This window comes from Flavobacterium sp. (assembly GCF_046293665.1).
GTDB lineage: Bacteria > Bacteroidota > Bacteroidia > Flavobacteriales > Flavobacteriaceae > Flavobacterium.
On record NZ_JBKBOL010000007.1, the window covers coordinates 110,420 to 129,130 of the forward strand.

Sequence of the window (18,711 nt, forward strand, 5' to 3'; positions counted from 1 at the left end):
ATAACTCATAACTACTAAAATGATTAACATCGTTCTTTTCGGAAAACCAGGTGCAGGAAAAGGCACACAAGCTGAATTTTTAAAAGGAAAATACAATTTGACTCATCTTTCTACAGGAGATATTTTCAGATTTAATATTAAAAATAATACTGGATTAGGCCAATTAGCCAAGACTTTCATGGATAAAGGTGATTTGGTTCCCGATGAAGTAACGATTCAAATGTTGCAAAGTGAAGTGGATAAAAACCCAACATGTGCAGGATTTTTATTTGACGGTTTCCCGAGAACCATTGCGCAAGCAGAAGCTTTGGACAAATTCTTAGCATCAAAAGGACAAAACATCACCGCTACGGTAGCTTTGGAAGCTGATGATGAAATTTTAGTGCAGCGCTTGTTGGAAAGAGGAAAAACTTCGGGCAGGCCAGATGATCAAGATGAGGAAAAAATCCGTAACCGTTACCAAGAATACAACGAAAAAACCGCACCTTTGATGGATTATTACGATGCGCAAGGTAAGTTTCACGCCGTAAACGGAATTGGTTCAATCGAAGAAGTAACAGAGCGTTTAAGCAAAGTAATAGACAATTTATAATTGAAATTTTTGGTTAGAAGGTTATATACTCATAACTTATAACTTATAACTTATAACTCAAAATGGAGATACTCATTATTCTTTTTTTAATCCTGTTAAACGGTGTTTTTTCGATGTCGGAAATAGCTCTGATATCGGCACGCAAAAACCGGTTAGAAACGGCGGCGAAGAAAGGAAATACGAATGCTAAAGTCGCTTTAGACTTAGCCAATTCTCCCAATAAATTTTTATCAACCGTACAAATCGGAATTACTTTAATCGGAATTTTGACCGGTATTTATTCGGGCGATAAAATCACCTCAGATGTTCAACTATTTGTTGAGAGTTTTGAATTTTTAAAACCATTTGGTCATAGTGTTGCGGTGGGAATTGTGGTGGTTATTTTGACCTTTTTCTCTTTGGTTTTAGGCGAATTATTGCCCAAAAGAATAGGGTTGAATTATCCCGAAGCCATTGCCAAAGCAGTAGCGGTTCCAATGAAAATGGTATCTATAGTTACTATGCCGTTCATTTGGTTACTGACGGTTTCAACGGATTTTATTTTAGATGTTTTAAAAATTAAACCAACTGCCGACGGGAAAGTAACCGAAGAAGAAATCAAAGCCATTATCAAAGAAGGAACTGAAGGTGGCGAAGTACAAGAGATTGAACAAGATATAGTGGAACGTGTTTTCCACATTGGAGATAGAAAAGTAAACTCTTTAATGACACATCGAAAATCGATTGTATATCTTTCTTATGACGATACAATCGAAGAATTAAAGGCTAAAGTGTTAGACGAATTGCACTCGGTTTATCCGGTTTGTCATGAGAATTTGGATGATGTTGTGGGAGTCGTTTTGCTGAAAGATTTGTTTGCCAGTTTTGAAAAAGGGCCATTCGATTTAAAAAATATTACTAAAGATCCGGTGTATTTGATTGAGCATACTTCAGCGTATAAAGCGTTGGAAAATTTCAAAAAATCAAAAGTGCATTATGCTTTGGTAACCGACGAATATGGTGTTTTCCAAGGGATTATTACGCTGAATGATATTTTAGAGGCTTTGGTAGGTGATGCCGCCGATTTTTATGAAGATGAATTCAAATTAATTCCCCGAGAAGACGGAACGTGGTTGGTTGATGGACATTATTCGTTACACGATTTCTTGACGTATTTCGATATGGATGAATTGATAAATGACTATGATGTAACCACACTTAGCGGTTTAATTATGACCGAATTAGGTAATATTCCCAAAACAGGTGAGAAACTCATTTGGAACAAATTTGAATTAGAAGTCATCGATATGGATGGCGTAAAGATTGATAAAGTGCTTGTGAAAGCGATTAAAGAGTGAAATAAGTTGACAGTCCCAGTCGCAGTTTGCAGAAAGTTGTAAATTAAATAGCGAAACTGAGACTGAATACTGAGACTGAATACTGAAATTATGACAGAAGGAAATTTTGTAGACTACGTAAAAATTTATGTTTCTTCCGGAAAAGGAGGAAAGGGTTCTTCGCATCTACACCGAGAGAAATTTATTGAAAAAGGTGGACCCGATGGTGGTGATGGAGGTCGCGGCGGTCATATTATATTGAAAGGAAATAAAAGTCTGTGGACCTTATTTCACTTAAAATTTGCCCGTCACGTCAAAGCCGGACACGGTGGCGATGGAGGAAGTTCAAGAAGTACGGGTCATGATGGAGAAGATAAAATAATCGAAGTGCCTTTAGGAACCGTTGTTCGAGATAAAGAAACCGATGAGATTTTATTCGAAATCACGGAACATGGCGAAGAAAGAATTTTGATCAAAGGAGGTAAAGGAGGTTTAGGCAACTGGCATTTCAGAAGCTCAACGAATCAAACACCAAGATACGCCCAACCCGGAATGCCGGCGGAAGAATTGGACGTGATTTTAGAGTTGAAAGTCTTAGCCGATGTTGGTTTAGTAGGTTTTCCGAATGCCGGAAAATCGACTTTATTATCAGTGCTCACTTCTGCCAAACCCAAGATTGCCGATTATCCGTTTACGACTTTAAAACCAAATTTAGGCATTGTTGCTTACAGAGAATTCAAGTCTTTTGTGATGGCAGATATTCCCGGAATCATTGAAGGCGCTGCCGAAGGTAAAGGTCTAGGACATTACTTTTTGAGACATATCGAAAGAAATTCAACTTTGTTATTCTTAGTTCCGGCCGATGCGGATGATATCAAAAAGGAATATGAAATTTTGTTAGATGAATTACGTCGTTACAACCCGGAAATGCTCGATAAAGACCGTTTAATTGTGGTTTCCAAAAGCGATATGTTAGACGACGAATTAAAAGCAGAAATGCGCAAACAATTAGACAAAGACTTTAAAGGAATTCCTTATATGTTTATTTCTTCGGTAGCCAATCAAGGTTTGACGGAGTTGAAAGATAAGCTTTGGGAGATGCTCAATGTAGATACCCAAGAACCTGAAAATAGTCATGGTATATAAATAAAAAAATCCCGTCAAAAATGGCGGGATTTTTTTGTGGTTATAGAAATTAAAATCGGTATCCTAAACCTAGTTTTATGAAATTGGCGGTTGTATTGTATTTGGAGTCCGGAACACCTTCAGGAGTACTACTCAATTTTATGCCATCATACTGAACTTGTGCAAACACTTTTTTAGTAATGTCAAAGGAAAAAGAGATATTGTAATTTAAGCCACTTAAACTTTCTGACTCATTACTATTGATTTCGCCTATTTCTTCATCAAAAGCACTACCACTCGAATTGAATTGCATAAAAGTATAGCCTAAACCAAGCGCAGGATGTAATCTCGGAATGCCTTTTAGTTTAAGCTCACCAAATATTCGAGGTTGAAAATTATAATTTTTAGTTTTAAAACTAATATCAGAACCGTTTAAGCTATAAGTTAAATAATTGGCATTTAAGGAAACACCAAAGGCAAAAGCTTCCTTGTCTGAAAATCTATATTTTATACCCACATCAACCAAACCATCATAGTTGCTTATAAAGTTGTCGCCGGATGGAATTGGGTAATTCAGTTCAATAGAAGTTTTTTCTTGTGAGAATGCTTGTAAAGCAAAAAATAAAAGTAATGAAGAGATAATTTTTTTCATGAGTAAGGTTTATTGGGCTAAAGTAAAAAAAATAATTTTTAAAGAGAAACCTTATGTCATTATGCTGGAACAATTAATTAAGATATGCAATCACTATATCGTTGTAGTTTTTTAACAAAATTTTAAATTCATTTCCTCAAAAAAAAGTATCTTCGCAGTCGTTTTTAGACTATTTGATATAACAAGTATTTTTTTCAGATAGACTATTAACATTCAGACTATTAACTTTTATAACATAACAATGAAGAAAATTATTTTATCCTTGATTGCAGCTATCATGCTTGTTCCAACGAGTGTAAAAGCTGACGAAGGAATGTGGTTTTTGATGTTTCTCGAAAGATTGAACCACCGAGACATGCAAAAAATGGGCTTGCAATTGACAGCCGAAGAGATTTACAGTATCAACAATCACAGTTTGAAAGATGCTATTGTGCAATTCAACGGAGGTTGTACTGCGGAAATTATTTCTAAAGATGGTTTGGTTTTAACCAATCACCACTGTGGTTATGACGCGATTGCAGAATTATCTACTGCTGAGAAAAACTTATTGAAAGATGGTTTTTGGGCAGAAAACAGAAAAGCGGAAATCAAACCAGCTAGTTTGTTTGTTCGTTTTTTCGTAAGAATGGATGACTGTACCAAACGTATTTTAGCAGTTGTTACGCCTGGAATGAGCGAAGCAGATAGAGAAAAAGCCATCAATGCTGAAATCGCTAAAATTGAAAAAGAAAACAATGCCGGTGGAAAATACACCGTTTCTGTTCGTCCTTTTTTCCAAGGCAATGAATATTACTATTTCGTTTACCAAGATTACAAAGATGTTCGTTTGGTAGGAACGCCACCGGAAAGTTTAGGGAAATTTGGAGGTGATACTGATAACTGGGAATGGCCACGTCACACGGCCGATTTCTCTATGTTTAGAGTATATGCTGACAAAGACGGAAATCCGGCTGATTATTCAGAAAGCAATGTTCCGTTACAACCAAAACACTATTTACCGGTTAATATTGGTGGTGTAAAAGAAAATGACTTTGCTATGATTTTAGGTTATCCTGGTAGAACCAACCGTTGGATGCCAGCTAGCGGAATTGAGCAAAACGTAAAATTTGCTTATCCTGCTTGGGTTGAAGGTGCTAAAACCGGTATGGACAACATGAAAAAATACATGGACCAAAGTGATGCATTGAACTTGGTTTATGCTTCAAAGTATGCTTCAACTGCAAATTATTGGAAAAACCGTCAAGGAATGATTGATGCTTTGACCAAATTTGGTACCGCTAAAACAAAAGCAGCTCAAGAAGCTAAATTCAATACTTGGGCAAACAAACCAGCCAACAAGGCTAAATATGGTAATGTAGTTTCCAATATCAATAAGTTTTACGCTTTGACCAATGAGAAATCAAGACATGATAACTATTTAACACAATTGTTCAGAACTACTTCTTTTGGAACCATCGGAAGAACTTTAGGAAGACAACTTGAGAATTACGTTAAAGCAGATGCAGCTAAACGTGCACAAATGGCTCCGGCTATTGAGGAAATGGCTACTGAAATGTACAAAGAATTACATGTTCCGGCAGAAAGAGATTTATTGGCAGCGCAATTGAAAGTGTATGCTACTAAATCAACCGGTTATGCAATTGCGCCTGCAGTAAAAAAGATTGCTGACGAAAACAACAACGACTTTACAAAATATGTAAATGCGGCTTTCGACATGAGTATTTTTACTTCTCTAGACAGAATTAAAGCATTCTTGGTTATTCCTAGTCAAGGTGTTTTAGAAAATGATCCTTTGTTTGTATTGTCAAATGATATGATTACTCATTTCAACTCAAAATCTGACGAAATCACTAAAGCACAAAATGATTACAGTGCTTCATTCCGATTATTAGTAGAAGGTTTAAGAGAGTCAAAAATTGCTTCTATCAAATATCCTGATGCTAATTCAACGATGCGTTTGACTTACGGAAAAGTACGTTCGTTACCGGCGGATAAACGCAATGATGCTAAAATTAACAACTACACTACGCTTGACGGTCAAGTTAAGAAATACAAAAAAGGTGACCAAGAGTTTGATTTGCCGGTTAAAGTTTTGGAGATGAATAAAGCTAAAAACTACGGTAGATTTGCTGATAAAGACGGAAGTCTTCACGTGAATTTCTTGACGGATAACGATATTACAGGTGGAAATTCAGGTTCACCGGTATTGAATGGTAAAGGCGAATTAATCGGTTTGGCTTTTGACGGAAATATTGAAGCTATGGCCGGTGACGTAATCTTTGATAGTAAATTACAAAGAACCATCAATGTTGATATTCGTTATGTGTTATGGGTAATTGAGAATTTCTCAGGAGCAAAGCACATTGTTGATGAAATGACTTTGATTAAATAATTTCACCTTAGTTTATATATTAAAAAAACGTCCCGAGCAATTGGGACGTTTTTTTTTTATTCAGTTACCTTGATTCTGATACCTTTAGTATGGCTAGTGAATTCAGGCGCGTACATACTTTCTATGGTTGTAATTCCGTTCGAAAAATCGCCTTTGTTGTTTACTCGAATGTCATATTCAATCACATAAGTTCCTTGGTTTACATTATCAAAAAAGAAATGGGTTGCCGCGTCTTTCGTACTTTTATAATAACTGGTTCTTTCCTTCCATTCATATTTAGAAAGTATGTCAACCGGCTCAAAGCAAGAAGCTCTCATATCTTTTAAATGTATGAATTCCATATCTTCTTTGGTTTCAATCACCAACCTTACCGTTACTAAATCGCCAATTTTCAAAGGATTTTTGGAAGTGATTTTTTCCAATTGTTTCCCTTCATTTGTGTTTTTCTTTAGGTACAATTCTTTTGTAACGGACATTACGCTTTTATCACTCGATTTTATTTGATCTAAATCTTCAAAATATTGCCAATAAATACCACCGTAATTGGGTACTTTCGAATTATTTTCAAAAGAAACATTTGCCATATCATTATTGATTTCATCAGCTTTCCAATTCATTTTTACATAACCGGTTTCAGCTTCTTTTTCGTTTTCTGTTAGTTTTGTGGTTAGGATTTTATTATTGCCAATTTTTATTTTGGTATTGTCTTTTACCGATAACCAATCACTTCCTTGGTATAATAATGCATAGATTGCTTCAGTAGTAGCTTTGGTGGTTTCCCAATTTTTGGTTTGTTTGTTTTTCAAAAGCCAAACCTTCATTGCCTCAACGGATTTATTGTCATTAGTGATTTCGGCGAATGCTTCAATTAATAACGCTTGGGTTTCTATTGGTGATTGGTACCAATACCAACCGGTTTTATTTTCAATCCAATACATCCCTGAATCTTCATTTGCGACTGATGTTTCTTTCAGGCTTTCGATGATTTTTTTGGCCGTAGTTTTATCTCCGAATCGATTTAAGACCATTGCGGCTAGTGCTTTGTTATGAATGGAATAAGTTCGCCAATCTGTTTTTATACTTTGCAACTGTTTGGTTGAGATAGCTTTAATTTTTTCGTTTATCGGATTACTTTCTAAATAAAATGTTCTCATGTATAAATAATGTAAATCGGCATATTGTGTATTCCAAATTTTATAATCTTTTGAAATATTATTGTTATCCAAGTATTTATTGTCTAAATAATTAATGGCTTTTTTTGTAATTCCGGTGAAGCTATCGATGGTTTCTTTTTTAATCTTTAACTTTTGAAGATGTCCTAATCCACTGAGGATGTGTCTTGTAATGTATTCGTTTTCATTTCCGCCATCAAACCAAGCAAAGCCACCGGAAGGTTTTTGTTTTTCTTTTATTTTATGGAGGATGGCTTCTTCATTGGATTTGGTTTTCTCTAAATCGAAAAGTACAGCCATATTTTTTCGCTTTTCTTCTTCACTTTGGGCATCATTCATCCATGGTGTTTCGGCTAAAAGTAACGATTTTAACTCTTCGTTTTGTTCCAATTTAGAAATTGGTTTTCCTGATTTTCTCCATTGTTCAAAAACGTTGGCTATTTTTGGATTGTTATTGATAACCTCTGAGGCCAAGACATTGGCATAATATTTAGAAAATAATTGTTCGGCACAATCATGTTCATATTCCATCAAATAAGGTAAAGATTGAATAGCAATCCAAGTTGGATTACTCGTGTATTCCAAAGTAAACAAATGGTGGCGCAATGTAGCGGAAGTGTTGTTTTTTAAATTAGTCAACACATATTCTTTCTTACTGTTTTCTCTGACCCAAACCGGAATCGTTTCGGTCACTAAAATGTTATTCGTCAATACCGGCAAAATACTTTCTTCACCATCAGAATAATTCCCTGCTTTGGCAATTACTTTGTATTGTAATCCTTGTAAACCTTGCGGGACTGTTATCTTCAAACTCACAACACTATTGCCGGAAGGCGTAATGGTAAAGTTGCGAATAGCATCAATATTCTTTGTTTTGGTATCGATGTTTTCCATAGTTGTAGCATCAAAGAGTTGTAAAATGGCCATGCCGGTTTTGAGTTCGGGAGTTAGATTAGCCACTTTTGCCGAAATAACGATAGTGTCATTTTCTCTAAAAAATCTTGGCATATTAGGGAAAACCATTAATTCTTTTTGGGTTACCACACTTTTTTCTAAATAGCCTGTAAGTGCTTTTTTATTGTGTGCTAATAAGCGAAGTTTCCATTCTGTTAGTTCTTCAGGCGCATTGAATTTAAAACTTATTTTCCCTTCTTTATCGGTTCGAATTTGAGGAAAGAAAAAAGCGGTTTCGTTTCTGTTGGTTCGGGTTTTAACTTGGGTTAACTCTTCTATAGCTTTTAGGGTACTGATAATAATTACACCATTGCTTCCTCTATTGCCGTAAATGCTTGTCGCAGCAGCGTCTTTAAGTACTTTGGCATCTGCAATGTCATTCGGATTTAATTTTAAAAATGCATCTCTTGAGATTGGAACACCATCTACCACATATAATGGTTCTGAATTTGAAGTAATTGCACCAACACCTCTTATTATAATACTAGTTCCGCTTCCTGGTGAACCTGTTCCTGTGGTTATGTTTAAACCGGCTATTTGACCTTGTAATGTTTGAATAAATGAGGCATTTGGTCGGTTTTCAATAGTTTCAGAATTAACCGTAGCTTGCGCGACTATCGTTGATGATTTAGTAGTGTTTCTATATGCTTCTACTACTACTTGATCTAATTTTACACCGCCATCTATCAAGTTTACATTTATTTCATTGGTGTTTACAACTGCAATTCTATTATTATAACCTGTAAAAGAAATAATGAGTACTTCGCCAACGGCAGCTTCAATTTCGTAATAGCCATCAAAGTCAGCTTGGGTACTTCTGTTAGTTCCTTTTATAACTATGTTCGCTCCGGGTAACGGTCCGGTTCTATCCGAAACTATTCCGGTTATTAGTTTGGAATTGGTTGGTTTTATTGCTTTTTTGGTAATTTGCTTTTGGTATTCCTTGAGAACACTTGGATTGTTGGTATTGTTTATGTCAAAACCGAACCACATTAGTTGGGTACTTTCATTTTGATATTCGAATCTTTTATTGTTTTGATTCTGATAGTTTATTTGAAAATATTGCATCCCGTTGCTAAGCTCTGTTTTGCCATAGTAATTATGAGATATTCTCTCATTATTTTTCAAGGTATTCCATTGGGTAGTTTTAAATTGGTCTAATGAAGCATCATACATAGAAGCCAAGACTTCAGCTTCTAATTTAGCATTGTTTTCTTTGATTTTGAAAGACCAATTTTCCTCATTTCCCGGTTCTAATTTATTTCTGAAGCTTTCGATTTCGAAACTAATTTTGGGAACATCTTCTTTAAGTACAATTATTTTATCTGTTCTAAAATATTGATTTTCAAATACATTTTCAACGGTGAGTTTAAATCCTTTGCGCACATAATTTGCAATTGGGATTCTAATTTCTTGTTGGTGGTTTTTCACCATAATATCATTTTCGTATATGAGACTGTCTTGAAAATGGGCACTAAGCGAAAGATTCAATTCCGGTAAAGCGGTTTTAATCAATATTTTGGCAAAGCCATCTTTTATCGGATTTTCGTTGACTTGTTCGATTGTTACCAAACTGTTTTCTGGAACATTATTAGTTTTCTTTTGGAAAAGTTGAAAATCAGTTGAGGTTTCAATCGGATTATTGAATTGATCACTGGCTGAAAAAACTACTTTGTAATGCCCTGATTTATAATTAGAAATAAAATTTAATGGCAGCGTTTTTTCCTTTGCAGTGTTGATTTTTTTTGTGTAAACTAATAATCCATTGATGTTACTCTCAGTTGCTTCTTCATTATTTTCATATGGGAACAGTTTTTCAAAATCTGAATCAGAAATAGATTTTATTTCCGGTTGATTGAAAACTCTTTTTTTGAATTTATTAAGGAATGCTTTCTGATAATATATTTTTATTTCTCCTTCTACGGGAATGAATTGATTATTGAGGTTAGTACTGTTTATCAACATGTTTCCTTTTTCATTGGAGTTCAAGATGGAAGGTATCAATACTTCTAATTTTAAAGTGTGATAACCTACTTTAACAATGGTATTTGCTGAGTGAGTTTCTCCATTATTATCAGTTACATCGGCTGTGATTACATAGTTAAACGTTGGCAGATTCTCTCTGGGATAATCTTTAGCCGGAATGGCATCGAATTCAATATTAAATTTACCATCAGCATCGGTTTTTGTTTCCGATGAAACTAGTGTTTCTTCATCATTTGACCAATCATCTCTCCAATTGTTAAACGATTTTCTTTCAACTGTATAAGTTACTTTAGCGTCGGATATTTTACTTCCTGCAAAGGCTTTCGCTATTCCTACAACTTTTATTTTTTGGTTTACGGTATAAGTTTCTGTAACGGGTTCAAATTTGGTTTCAAACTTAGGGCGTTTGTATTCTTCTACACTAAAATACGTATAAGAGTCATTCATTTCTCCATTGTCCCAAATAGGATGCTCTTCCAATATGGTATTGTAAAGCGCGTCTTTTTCGTAATCATCTGGTTCTTCAATACTTAGATTGTATTGTCCGGTTATGCCATTTTTTGGCAGTACAAATTCGCCAACAAAAGATCCAAATTCATTAGTAGTTAGTTCAAATGATTTGAGTTCGTCTCCATTGGCATCTTCTACAATGACTTTTAGTAAAAAATTGGGCAATATTTTTTGTTCATTATGCAACGTTTGTGTCGCAATGCCTTTGAAATAAACTGTTTGACCCGGACGATATATTGCTCTATCGAGATAGAAATTTACTTTGGCTTCAATTTCAGAGTCGTAATCTGAATAATATTGTCTAATATAGTTGCCGAGTACCTGAATTGTGTCATTTAGATGGATTACTGCAATTTTTTTATCTTGAAACTTATAGTCTTTCTTTTGATGGTCAAGTTTAAAAAAGGCAATTCCCTTTTCGTTTGTTTTTAAATCGAAATAATCACTTTTTATTTGACAATCGACAATTGGTTGGCCTGTTTTTCTGTGGATAGTTTGAAAATACAGTTTATTTTCTTTTTGGTAACTCAACAGTGTTGAATTAGTTACGGTGATTTTTTTGTAGATTGATTTCGATTTTATTTCGCTCAAGTCTTCAACTAAAACAATATAATTTCCCAATTCTAGTTCGGGAAAAAGAACCTCTGTGCTGTAGTTGAAATAATCCTTTTGGTTTGGTAAATAATATTTCTTAGAGATGTTTTTTTTGCTCTTGGATTTGTGATTTTTTACTATACTATCATTAGTCAAATCGGCATGGAAAATTTTGCTGTTTACTTTGTAAAATGAGATCTGTATTGAATCTACATTTTTGAAATGAATTTGTGCTCTCGTTTTTTCTTTCTCGTAAGTATATTGCAACATGTTTAGGTCAAGCTCTTTCGAGATTATCCAATTTTTTTGCTGAATTCCTTTTTTGACTGCATTTGATTTGTTTGGAATAGCTATGATACTATCCAAGATACTTAAAGCTTTAGCGTTGTAATTTTTAAAATCCTTTTTTGAAGCTGAATTTTTATATAGTATAGCTTTCTCAAGTTGGATTTTTTGGGTTAGATGGTTGTCTTTTGATTGTTTTTGTAAATTGTCAAGTCTCTTTAAAAGTTCATGGTCTTTCTTAATTATATATTTGTTGCAAAATAATAGACGATCTAATTCGAGTTCAGATGGAGTTGTTTTTAGATTTGCTTTTTGATATAACTCGAGTACTTTTGTTACAGACGGACTTTTTATATTGGTTAGTTTTAACGAATTAAATTCTTCGTTATTTCCCAATAAATTCATATTGTAATTCGAGAATTGGAAATCTTGCATTTCCCAGTGGTTGATTTTTTGAATATAGTAATCAATATTCGCCCGTATTAAATAGTCATATAATGTAGTGTTGTTGAATTTTTCTATTTGGAAGTAATCAAAAATAGGATCATATTGTTTTAAGGGTGTATTTTTTAATATTTCAACTTCTTTTAAAGTATTAGTGTAGGCACTGTTTATTTGACTTTCAAAATCATTTAAACTCCAAGTGATAAAATCTCTAATTTCAATAGTGTCTCGTTTAGTTCGGCTATAGATTTTATTTTGATTTTTGTCTAGATATGATTTTAAACATCGTGCATAAATTAAATTAAGGATTGCTTTTGAAGCAATTGGAGCTTTGGTAATTCTGTCTTGAAGATTGAGAATTATTTTTCTTTGAGCATCTTCTTCCAAAGTCAGCATGTATTTTGAAGAATAGAAAAATGTTTTTATAAGTTGCACTTCGTTTTTAGTGCTATTAGCTTTAGATTGAATTTTTGTTACAATTTCGTTGGCGGATTTTATTTTTCCTTCATTTTCAAGTTGGATTACCTTGTCCCAGTTTTTGTCAAAGTTTTGAGTGAAGCCAAATGAAAAAATAAAGAATAGAATGGTAGTGTATATATATTTCATAAAATTTTTTTTCTTTATTGTATAGAGTGACAAAACTTAAGAAAGGTTGGAAAACTTTTAAAGATTTTCTAAAGTACTATTTTTTAAAAGATTTTAGCTAAAATTTGTCATGATTGCAAATAAAAAACGTCCCGAGCAATTGGGACGTTTTTTTTATGGGTTAAATGAGTGTTTTAATGAATCAATTTCTTTTTCACTACTATATCATTCTCGAGTTTGATTTCAGCTATATAAATGCCATTAGGATAATTGAAACTGTCTGAGAGTTGTTTTGATGCATTCGACAGATTGTAGTGATTGATTAATTTTCCTGAAATGTCAAAAATCTTAACAGATTCAATAAATTCACTCGAGGTCACTTTGATAGTATTATTAGAAATTGTTGCAAAAGTATTACTGTTGTCCGGATTGTTTACGTTTAAGGCATTGGTAACATATACTATTTCAAATCTATTTTCAAAAGTACCAGCAACCGAATTAAAGGTGTATGGACTTTGTTTGATATTATGGTCAATAGAAAGTAAATTGTCTCTCAAGTAAATGGTTTGATCTCCTAAAAACAATCCGTCTAATTCATCCACTGCAATTGAATACATACCCGGATTAGTGATTTTGTAGCCTAAAGGAACTACATCGTTTTCATCAAATGGTAATGCTCTTCCTTGGATTGCCAAGCTTTTATCATTTAAAATAGAATAGAGGTTTATCTCGTTGTTTGTAAAGCTTACACCATCATAATAGGTGTCGAAACCATTTGTAGCTTCTGCCTTATAATTAACCATCATCTGTCGGAATGTATTGTCGCTGTATAGGTTTAGCCAGATTCTGTTGTTTTCAGAACTATTTTCAGAATCAGTAGTGAAGTTGGAGGTTCTGAAAAACTGGTTATTATCATTCATTACCCGCATGCTGTTGTTGAATGTAATGTTACCATCAGCATAAACTTGAGCAAAGAAACCTTGCCCTGCTGCAATTTTTCCATTTGGTTTTAAACTTGCATTAGAAGGGTCTGTTGAAGGAGCTGTTCCAACACCTCCTGAAAGATTCCAACTAGCGTAATCCAAAACATTATAAGGACCAAGTCCGTTATACAATGTAATTGATGTCCAAAAGAATAAAGTTCCTCCTAATTCTGAATTGCTTTCAGGAAGACTTGTTGGTGATATACCATATTTTAAAAATTTCTCTCCGTCAATAGCGCTTGGATACGGATTTGAAAGTAAAACGGTGTTACCGGCAACAGTTGAGCTTGCGTCAAAACTATCAACAGGTACGGTTACTGCCCCATTTCCCGGAGTGCCTTGAAATACAAAATCTATAGTTCCTGTACCGGTACTAAAAGGAGCAATATTACTTACTCTGGTAATGAAACCTTGTCCGGGAACAACAGAAGATAAACTCATCCACGCACCAGTTGAAGTGCCGGATTGCCATCTGTATTTCAAATCAAATTGGCTTGGGATTTGACTAAAGATGTTTTCTGCGACAGGCGTACCCCAATAAACATAACCCCATCGTGTCATTGGACGTGTTGTTCGCGTCATTTTTATAAATCCGTTATTGATGGCGGTGTCATTAATTTGGATTAAACTAGCACTGTTTTTTATGTCAAATAGTCCTCCGGTTTTAACAAGAACTTCATCGGTTATGGTGATGTTGTTGTTAGATTCGATGGTCAAATTTCCTCCGCTTTTCACAGTTATGTTTTTACCATAAGCTTCATAATTTGTTCCGGAAATGATTGGGTCATGAGGCGTGTCGGGAATGATGATACAGTTGCTGGAGTCGGGTTTCCCCAATGGCATCCAATTTTCATCGTCATCCCAAAGACTGTCTGTTCCATTCCAAATTTTGGTTTTATTTGTTACTGTAATAACTTGAGAAGTTAAACACCCATTGTCTAAAATAGCATTTACACTGAAATTAAAACTGGCAAGTTCTAATTGCGCTAAAGTTGGTTTTACATAAATTACAGGTGCAGTTGTCAAAGGATCATAAGCAATGGTACAGGCAGCATCTGTAAATGCCGGAATAGTGGTGTCCCAATTTAAATTGACATTCGGTCTATTACCAAACAATTTAATATCATCTACAGCTATTCCATCACACCAGTTGTTATTGTAATATCTTACCCTAACCTTAAGTTGATTCACTCCAATGTAAGCAGATAAGTCATAAGTTAAAGTTTCAAATCTTGTTCCGATTCCAACGTCTTCAGTAAAGCGCTTTATTTCAATCCAACTAGAACCGTTATTAGTAGAAACATCAATTGTAGCATATTCATCTGTCGGATAAGCACCATCAATAAAATATCTAGAATAGAACAATCTCAAACTTAAAGTTAAGCTGGTGAAATTCACTGTACTCACAGTTGATGAAGCAATTTGATTGTGTACATACGGTATTGCGTTAGCAAAGTCTGAAGTAGCCATGGCAAATCCATTACCAGTAACGCCAGATGAAACCGCAGGATACCAAGTGTTCACTCCTGAAATGGCTGTTGGGATATAAGTGCTTGTTCTGTTTTGCCATTGCGTATCAGCATTACGAACACTCGATGTGATATTGGTGTTGGTGAAAGTGCCTAATCCTGAATTGAACATTTCATTAATCAAATGTACTTCTTCTACATCTCCGGTGGCTGATAATTCAACACCAACGTCTTCACCGCAAGAAGTTGGATTAACGGGTAAATAAGTAAGAGTAGGAATCGGACTCACAATTGCTGTTACAGCTGTTCTGGTCAGCGATTCACATCCATTGTATGCCGTTACATAATAAGTTGTCGTAGCGCTTAAAGATGGAGTTGTCCAAATTCCAGTTGCTGTTGTGGCCACTAATGTTGCTCCTGTTGGTGTGGTGTACCATCTGAATTCAGATACCGTAGGTACAACTACAGCACTGGTAGTTTCGAGATTAACAGTTCCCGGTCCACAAGTTCTTCCGTCAGTTATAGAAGTAATTGCAGCATTACAACTGGCTACTACCGTGAACAAGTAATCTTCCGTTTCACCTCCGTTATTGAGGTTTCCACATGGTGTAAAAGTTGTTGATCCTAAGCCGCCATTGAGATCGACACGAATACGAATTCTGTAATTGCCTAATGCTTGACCGGAAGGAATAATGAATCCGAAAGTGGTTGAACCTGTTGAGATGGTTCCTGAATTATAGACCATCTCCGTTGTGTTGTCAAAAGTTCCGTCTTTATTCCAATCTACCCAAGCCTTCATAAAGGAAGAGTAGGTGGCTTGAACAGAAACATTAACACCATATCCTTGGGCTTGACGACATAAATTCGTCAAGTTTGTAAAATCCTGATAACCTAGTGGAGTTGATGAATAAGTTGAATAGTTCGAAACATCATTCAATGTTCCAATAAAACTAACTTCAGTTAAATAATTGTCATCTTCTCTACCGTTGGATACAGATGGAGTACAATAATTTGATATTATAGTCGCAATTGATCCATTTAAAGGAGTTGTTGTATTGTAAGCTGGGCCACCGGTACAAGACGAATTATAGGCAAAAACAAAAATATAATAGGTTGTGGTAGCTGATAATCCTGACGCCAAAAATGTCACATTAGAGTCATTATCAACAACGGTATTTCCGACACCAACGGTTCCTCCAATAGAATATGATGTACCATTGACTGGAGTTGGCGTAGTCCCGGTAGTGTTTATAACAACTAAATAATTATTCGGAGCCGGACTCGGGGCGGTGAAGCTACCATTTATTGTAGTTCCTGTAGAATTTAAAATTAAGGAAGAAGGTTGTGAAGTAGGAGCAACACAAACAATAGGGTCTATAATGGTAATAGTGTAATCCTCGGTTTCGCCAAAAGTTCCATTCATTGTACAACTTGATGATGAAGTGATATTAGTTTGTCTACCATATCTAATTCTCATTCTGGTTGAACCTAATGCGGCACCTGCCGGGATTGCGACTGCGATGGTGTTAATCGAGTTAGCGATAACGCCATTCCCAAAAGTAAAGTATTCCGTAGCATCAAAAACTTGGTTTTGATTGAAGTCAATCCATGCAGCTAATCCGTGTTTTTTATTTCCAATACCTGTTCCTACACTTAAATTGTAGGTGTTTCCGCGAGTTACAGTAGTCGTTTGTGCTCCTGTTGGAGGATAATTAGTATATCCGGCTGAAGAGCAAGTTGTATTATTGACTAAAGTGTTCAAAGTTACATTGGCAATATAATCTCCGTTGGTAGTACAGTTTAAGTTGCCGGTAGGGATACAATAATTTGTAGACAAAGTTGTTGTGTTTCCGTTTAATGGCGTTGTGTTTAAATACAAAGGACCACCGGTACAAGAGGAGTTAAAAGAGAATACAAAGAAGTGATACTGGGTGCTGATTGTCAGTCCTGTAGCGGTAAATGTAGTGTCGTTGTCAATGTCTACTACAGTATTTCCAGCGCCAACAGTTCCTCCAATAGTATAAGTAGTTCCATTTACTGGTGTTGGAATTGTTCCGGAAGTATTTCTAATAACCAAATAACTATTAGGCGCAGGAGAAGCTGCCGTAAATGTTCCTAAAACTGAGGTTCCGCCCGGAGTTAAAATCAGATTAGTTGCTTGTGCAGTTGGCGTACTACAAGGTAAAATTGCTTGTACATTAATTTTATAATCCTGAGCATCAGTTAGACTATTTGTGTTACACGGAGTTGCTGCACCTTCTGCATTAAAAGCCAGTTCGACTCTTAGTCTCGACAAATCAACTACGGCTGTTCCGGGAACAGTAAATGTGTTGGAGACAGTAACGCTTTGTGCAGCAGCAACGGTCGAAGTTGTTGATAAAACGGTTTCAGTTGCAATATCGAAAACACCATTTAAATTCCAATCAATCCAAGCCGAGATGTTCTTTTGCGAAGTTGTTTGGTTCCAAATAGTAACGCTGATTGTATAGGAGTTGGATTGAATTAAATTAGTTGAAATACTTGGATAATAGTTGATATAACCATTCCAAGCAGTATTGTTTTGATTGATGGTGTTTAGAGTAACATTGCTGATATAAGAGGTTGCAGGAGTATTTCCTCCAACAGAACAATAAGTCAAACAGCTTGAGCCATAGGCGGTAGTAATGATAACATCATCAAAAGAATTATCACATGAGCCATTTGAAATAGTCCATCTCAGTGTGGCTGATGTTCCCAAAGCCAATCCTGTTACACCAGAAGTTGGAGAGTTTGGGGTTGTAATTGTAGCCGTACCTGTTACAACTGACCAAGTTCCGGTTCCAACAGCAGGAGTGTTTCCTGATAAAGTTGTAGAAGTTGTGCAAGCTGTTAAAGTTTGATCGGTTCCGGCATAAGCTGATGATGGGGCCGTTCCGGTAGTGGATGTTAGGGTGTTTGTAACAGTTGTACCATTTACTAATCCTAGTATTGCACCGTGAGTTACTCCAACTCTTGTCGTGTTTCTGGTGATATCTCCTGTACTTGCTGTGTTTGTAGCCCTTACTTGAATGCCACTAATCGTCATAGCGTCTGTTCTGTTTGTTCCTGAAACACTGTATGTTATTGTGATCATACTAGCGGTTACTGAAATAGCGGCAGCACTTATGTTTCTTCCACCGACAAATGCGACTGTTCCGGTTCCTGCCAGAAATTCGAAATTTGTTGGCGCAACTAAGTCGATTACATGGTTGGTAGCGGCAGAGAAATTTCCATTGGCAGCTTCGGTTACAACAATGTCACCAAGGACTTTATAGCCTGAAGGGTAACCTGAACAAACGCTTATTGATAAGTTCGGTTTAGTGATGACTACTTGAGAATAACTTTCATAACTTGTGGTTAGTAACAGAAATAAAAAAAAGCTTTTTTTGACTACTGTGAATACTTTTAAGTAACAAGTAAATATTGTTTTGTAATTGTTTTTCATAAACTAGTTCGATTTTCATTTAACAATTTAATTTTGACAATCAAATATAGTGAAATTAGCCTGTAATTCATTGTTTTTTAGTTAATATGTTAGTAAATATTTAGTTTTTAAACAATTTTAATGTATTGTTATTATTTTTAGTATTATACTGCTTTTTCATGAATAATTGTCAGGTATCCATGCTTTTTT

Annotated in this window: 7 protein-coding genes; 4 read left to right on the plus strand and 3 right to left on the minus strand. The window is 35.2% G+C overall.

What is annotated here, in order from left to right; genetic code table 11:
- Window positions 1-19 precede the first annotated feature (19 nt).
- The 3 genes from ACK4R1_RS11025 (at window position 20) to obgE (ending at window position 3,054) form a co-directional block, all read left to right on the plus strand.
- On the plus strand, window positions 20-592 hold the full coding sequence (locus ACK4R1_RS11025; protein WP_409686796.1) for an adenylate kinase: 573 nt from the start codon (window positions 20-22) through the stop codon (window positions 590-592).
- 113 nt (window positions 593-705) lie between these two features.
- Complete coding sequence (locus ACK4R1_RS11030; protein WP_409686887.1) at window positions 706-1,929, plus strand: hemolysin family protein; 1,224 nt, start codon at window positions 706-708, stop codon at window positions 1,927-1,929.
- Between the two features lie 90 nt (window positions 1,930-2,019).
- The gene (gene obgE, locus ACK4R1_RS11035; protein WP_409686798.1) at window positions 2,020-3,054 is read left to right on the plus strand and encodes a GTPase ObgE; all 1,035 of its coding nucleotides are present in this window, start codon (window positions 2,020-2,022) and stop codon (window positions 3,052-3,054) included.
- A 49-nt stretch (window positions 3,055-3,103) separates the two neighbouring features.
- Here obgE and ACK4R1_RS11040 read toward each other — a convergent pair whose 3' ends face one another.
- Complete coding sequence (locus tag ACK4R1_RS11040; RefSeq protein WP_409686800.1) at window positions 3,104-3,685, minus strand: outer membrane protein; 582 nt, start codon at window positions 3,683-3,685, stop codon at window positions 3,104-3,106.
- A 241-nt stretch (window positions 3,686-3,926) separates the two neighbouring features.
- On the opposite strand from ACK4R1_RS11040, the gene ACK4R1_RS11045 reads away from it, so the two are divergent.
- Window positions 3,927-6,077 (plus strand): S46 family peptidase, encoded by a 2,151-nt coding sequence (locus ACK4R1_RS11045; RefSeq protein WP_409686802.1) that lies wholly within the window; start codon window positions 3,927-3,929, stop codon window positions 6,075-6,077.
- Window positions 6,078-6,133: 56 nt separating this feature from the next.
- Here the strand turns inward: ACK4R1_RS11045 and ACK4R1_RS11050 are convergent, their stop codons facing one another.
- Together ACK4R1_RS11050 and ACK4R1_RS11055 are read right to left on the minus strand one after the other, a co-directional pair.
- Window positions 6,134-12,628, minus strand: a complete 6,495-nt coding sequence (locus ACK4R1_RS11050; RefSeq protein ID WP_409686804.1) for an MG2 domain-containing protein — start codon at window positions 12,626-12,628, stop codon at window positions 6,134-6,136.
- 173 nt (window positions 12,629-12,801) lie between these two features.
- Window positions 12,802-18,522 carry a GEVED domain-containing protein gene (locus tag ACK4R1_RS11055; RefSeq protein ID WP_409686805.1) on the minus strand — a complete coding sequence of 1,907 codons (5,721 nt, stop codon included), beginning with the start codon at window positions 18,520-18,522 and terminating at the stop codon, window positions 12,802-12,804.
- Between the last annotated feature and the right edge of the window lie 189 nt (window positions 18,523-18,711).

What these genes read in the sequence shown, in the direction of transcription:
- ACK4R1_RS11050 (WP_409686804.1), bottom strand. Translation starts at nt 12,628, where the DNA reads ATGAAATATATATACACTACCATTCTATTCTTTATTTTTTCATTTGGC.
- ACK4R1_RS11040 (WP_409686800.1), bottom strand. Translation starts at nt 3,685, where the DNA reads ATGAAAAAAATTATCTCTTCATTACTTTTATTTTTTGCTTTACAAGCA.
- obgE (WP_409686798.1), top strand. Translation starts at nt 2,020, where the DNA reads ATGACAGAAGGAAATTTTGTAGACTACGTAAAAATTTATGTTTCTTCC.
- ACK4R1_RS11045 (WP_409686802.1), top strand. Translation starts at nt 3,927, where the DNA reads ATGAAGAAAATTATTTTATCCTTGATTGCAGCTATCATGCTTGTTCCA.
- ACK4R1_RS11025 (WP_409686796.1), top strand. Translation starts at nt 20, where the DNA reads ATGATTAACATCGTTCTTTTCGGAAAACCAGGTGCAGGAAAAGGCACA.
- ACK4R1_RS11030 (WP_409686887.1), top strand. Translation starts at nt 706, where the DNA reads ATGTCGGAAATAGCTCTGATATCGGCACGCAAAAACCGGTTAGAAACG.
- ACK4R1_RS11055 (WP_409686805.1), bottom strand. Translation starts at nt 18,522, where the DNA reads ATGAAAAACAATTACAAAACAATATTTACTTGTTACTTAAAAGTATTC.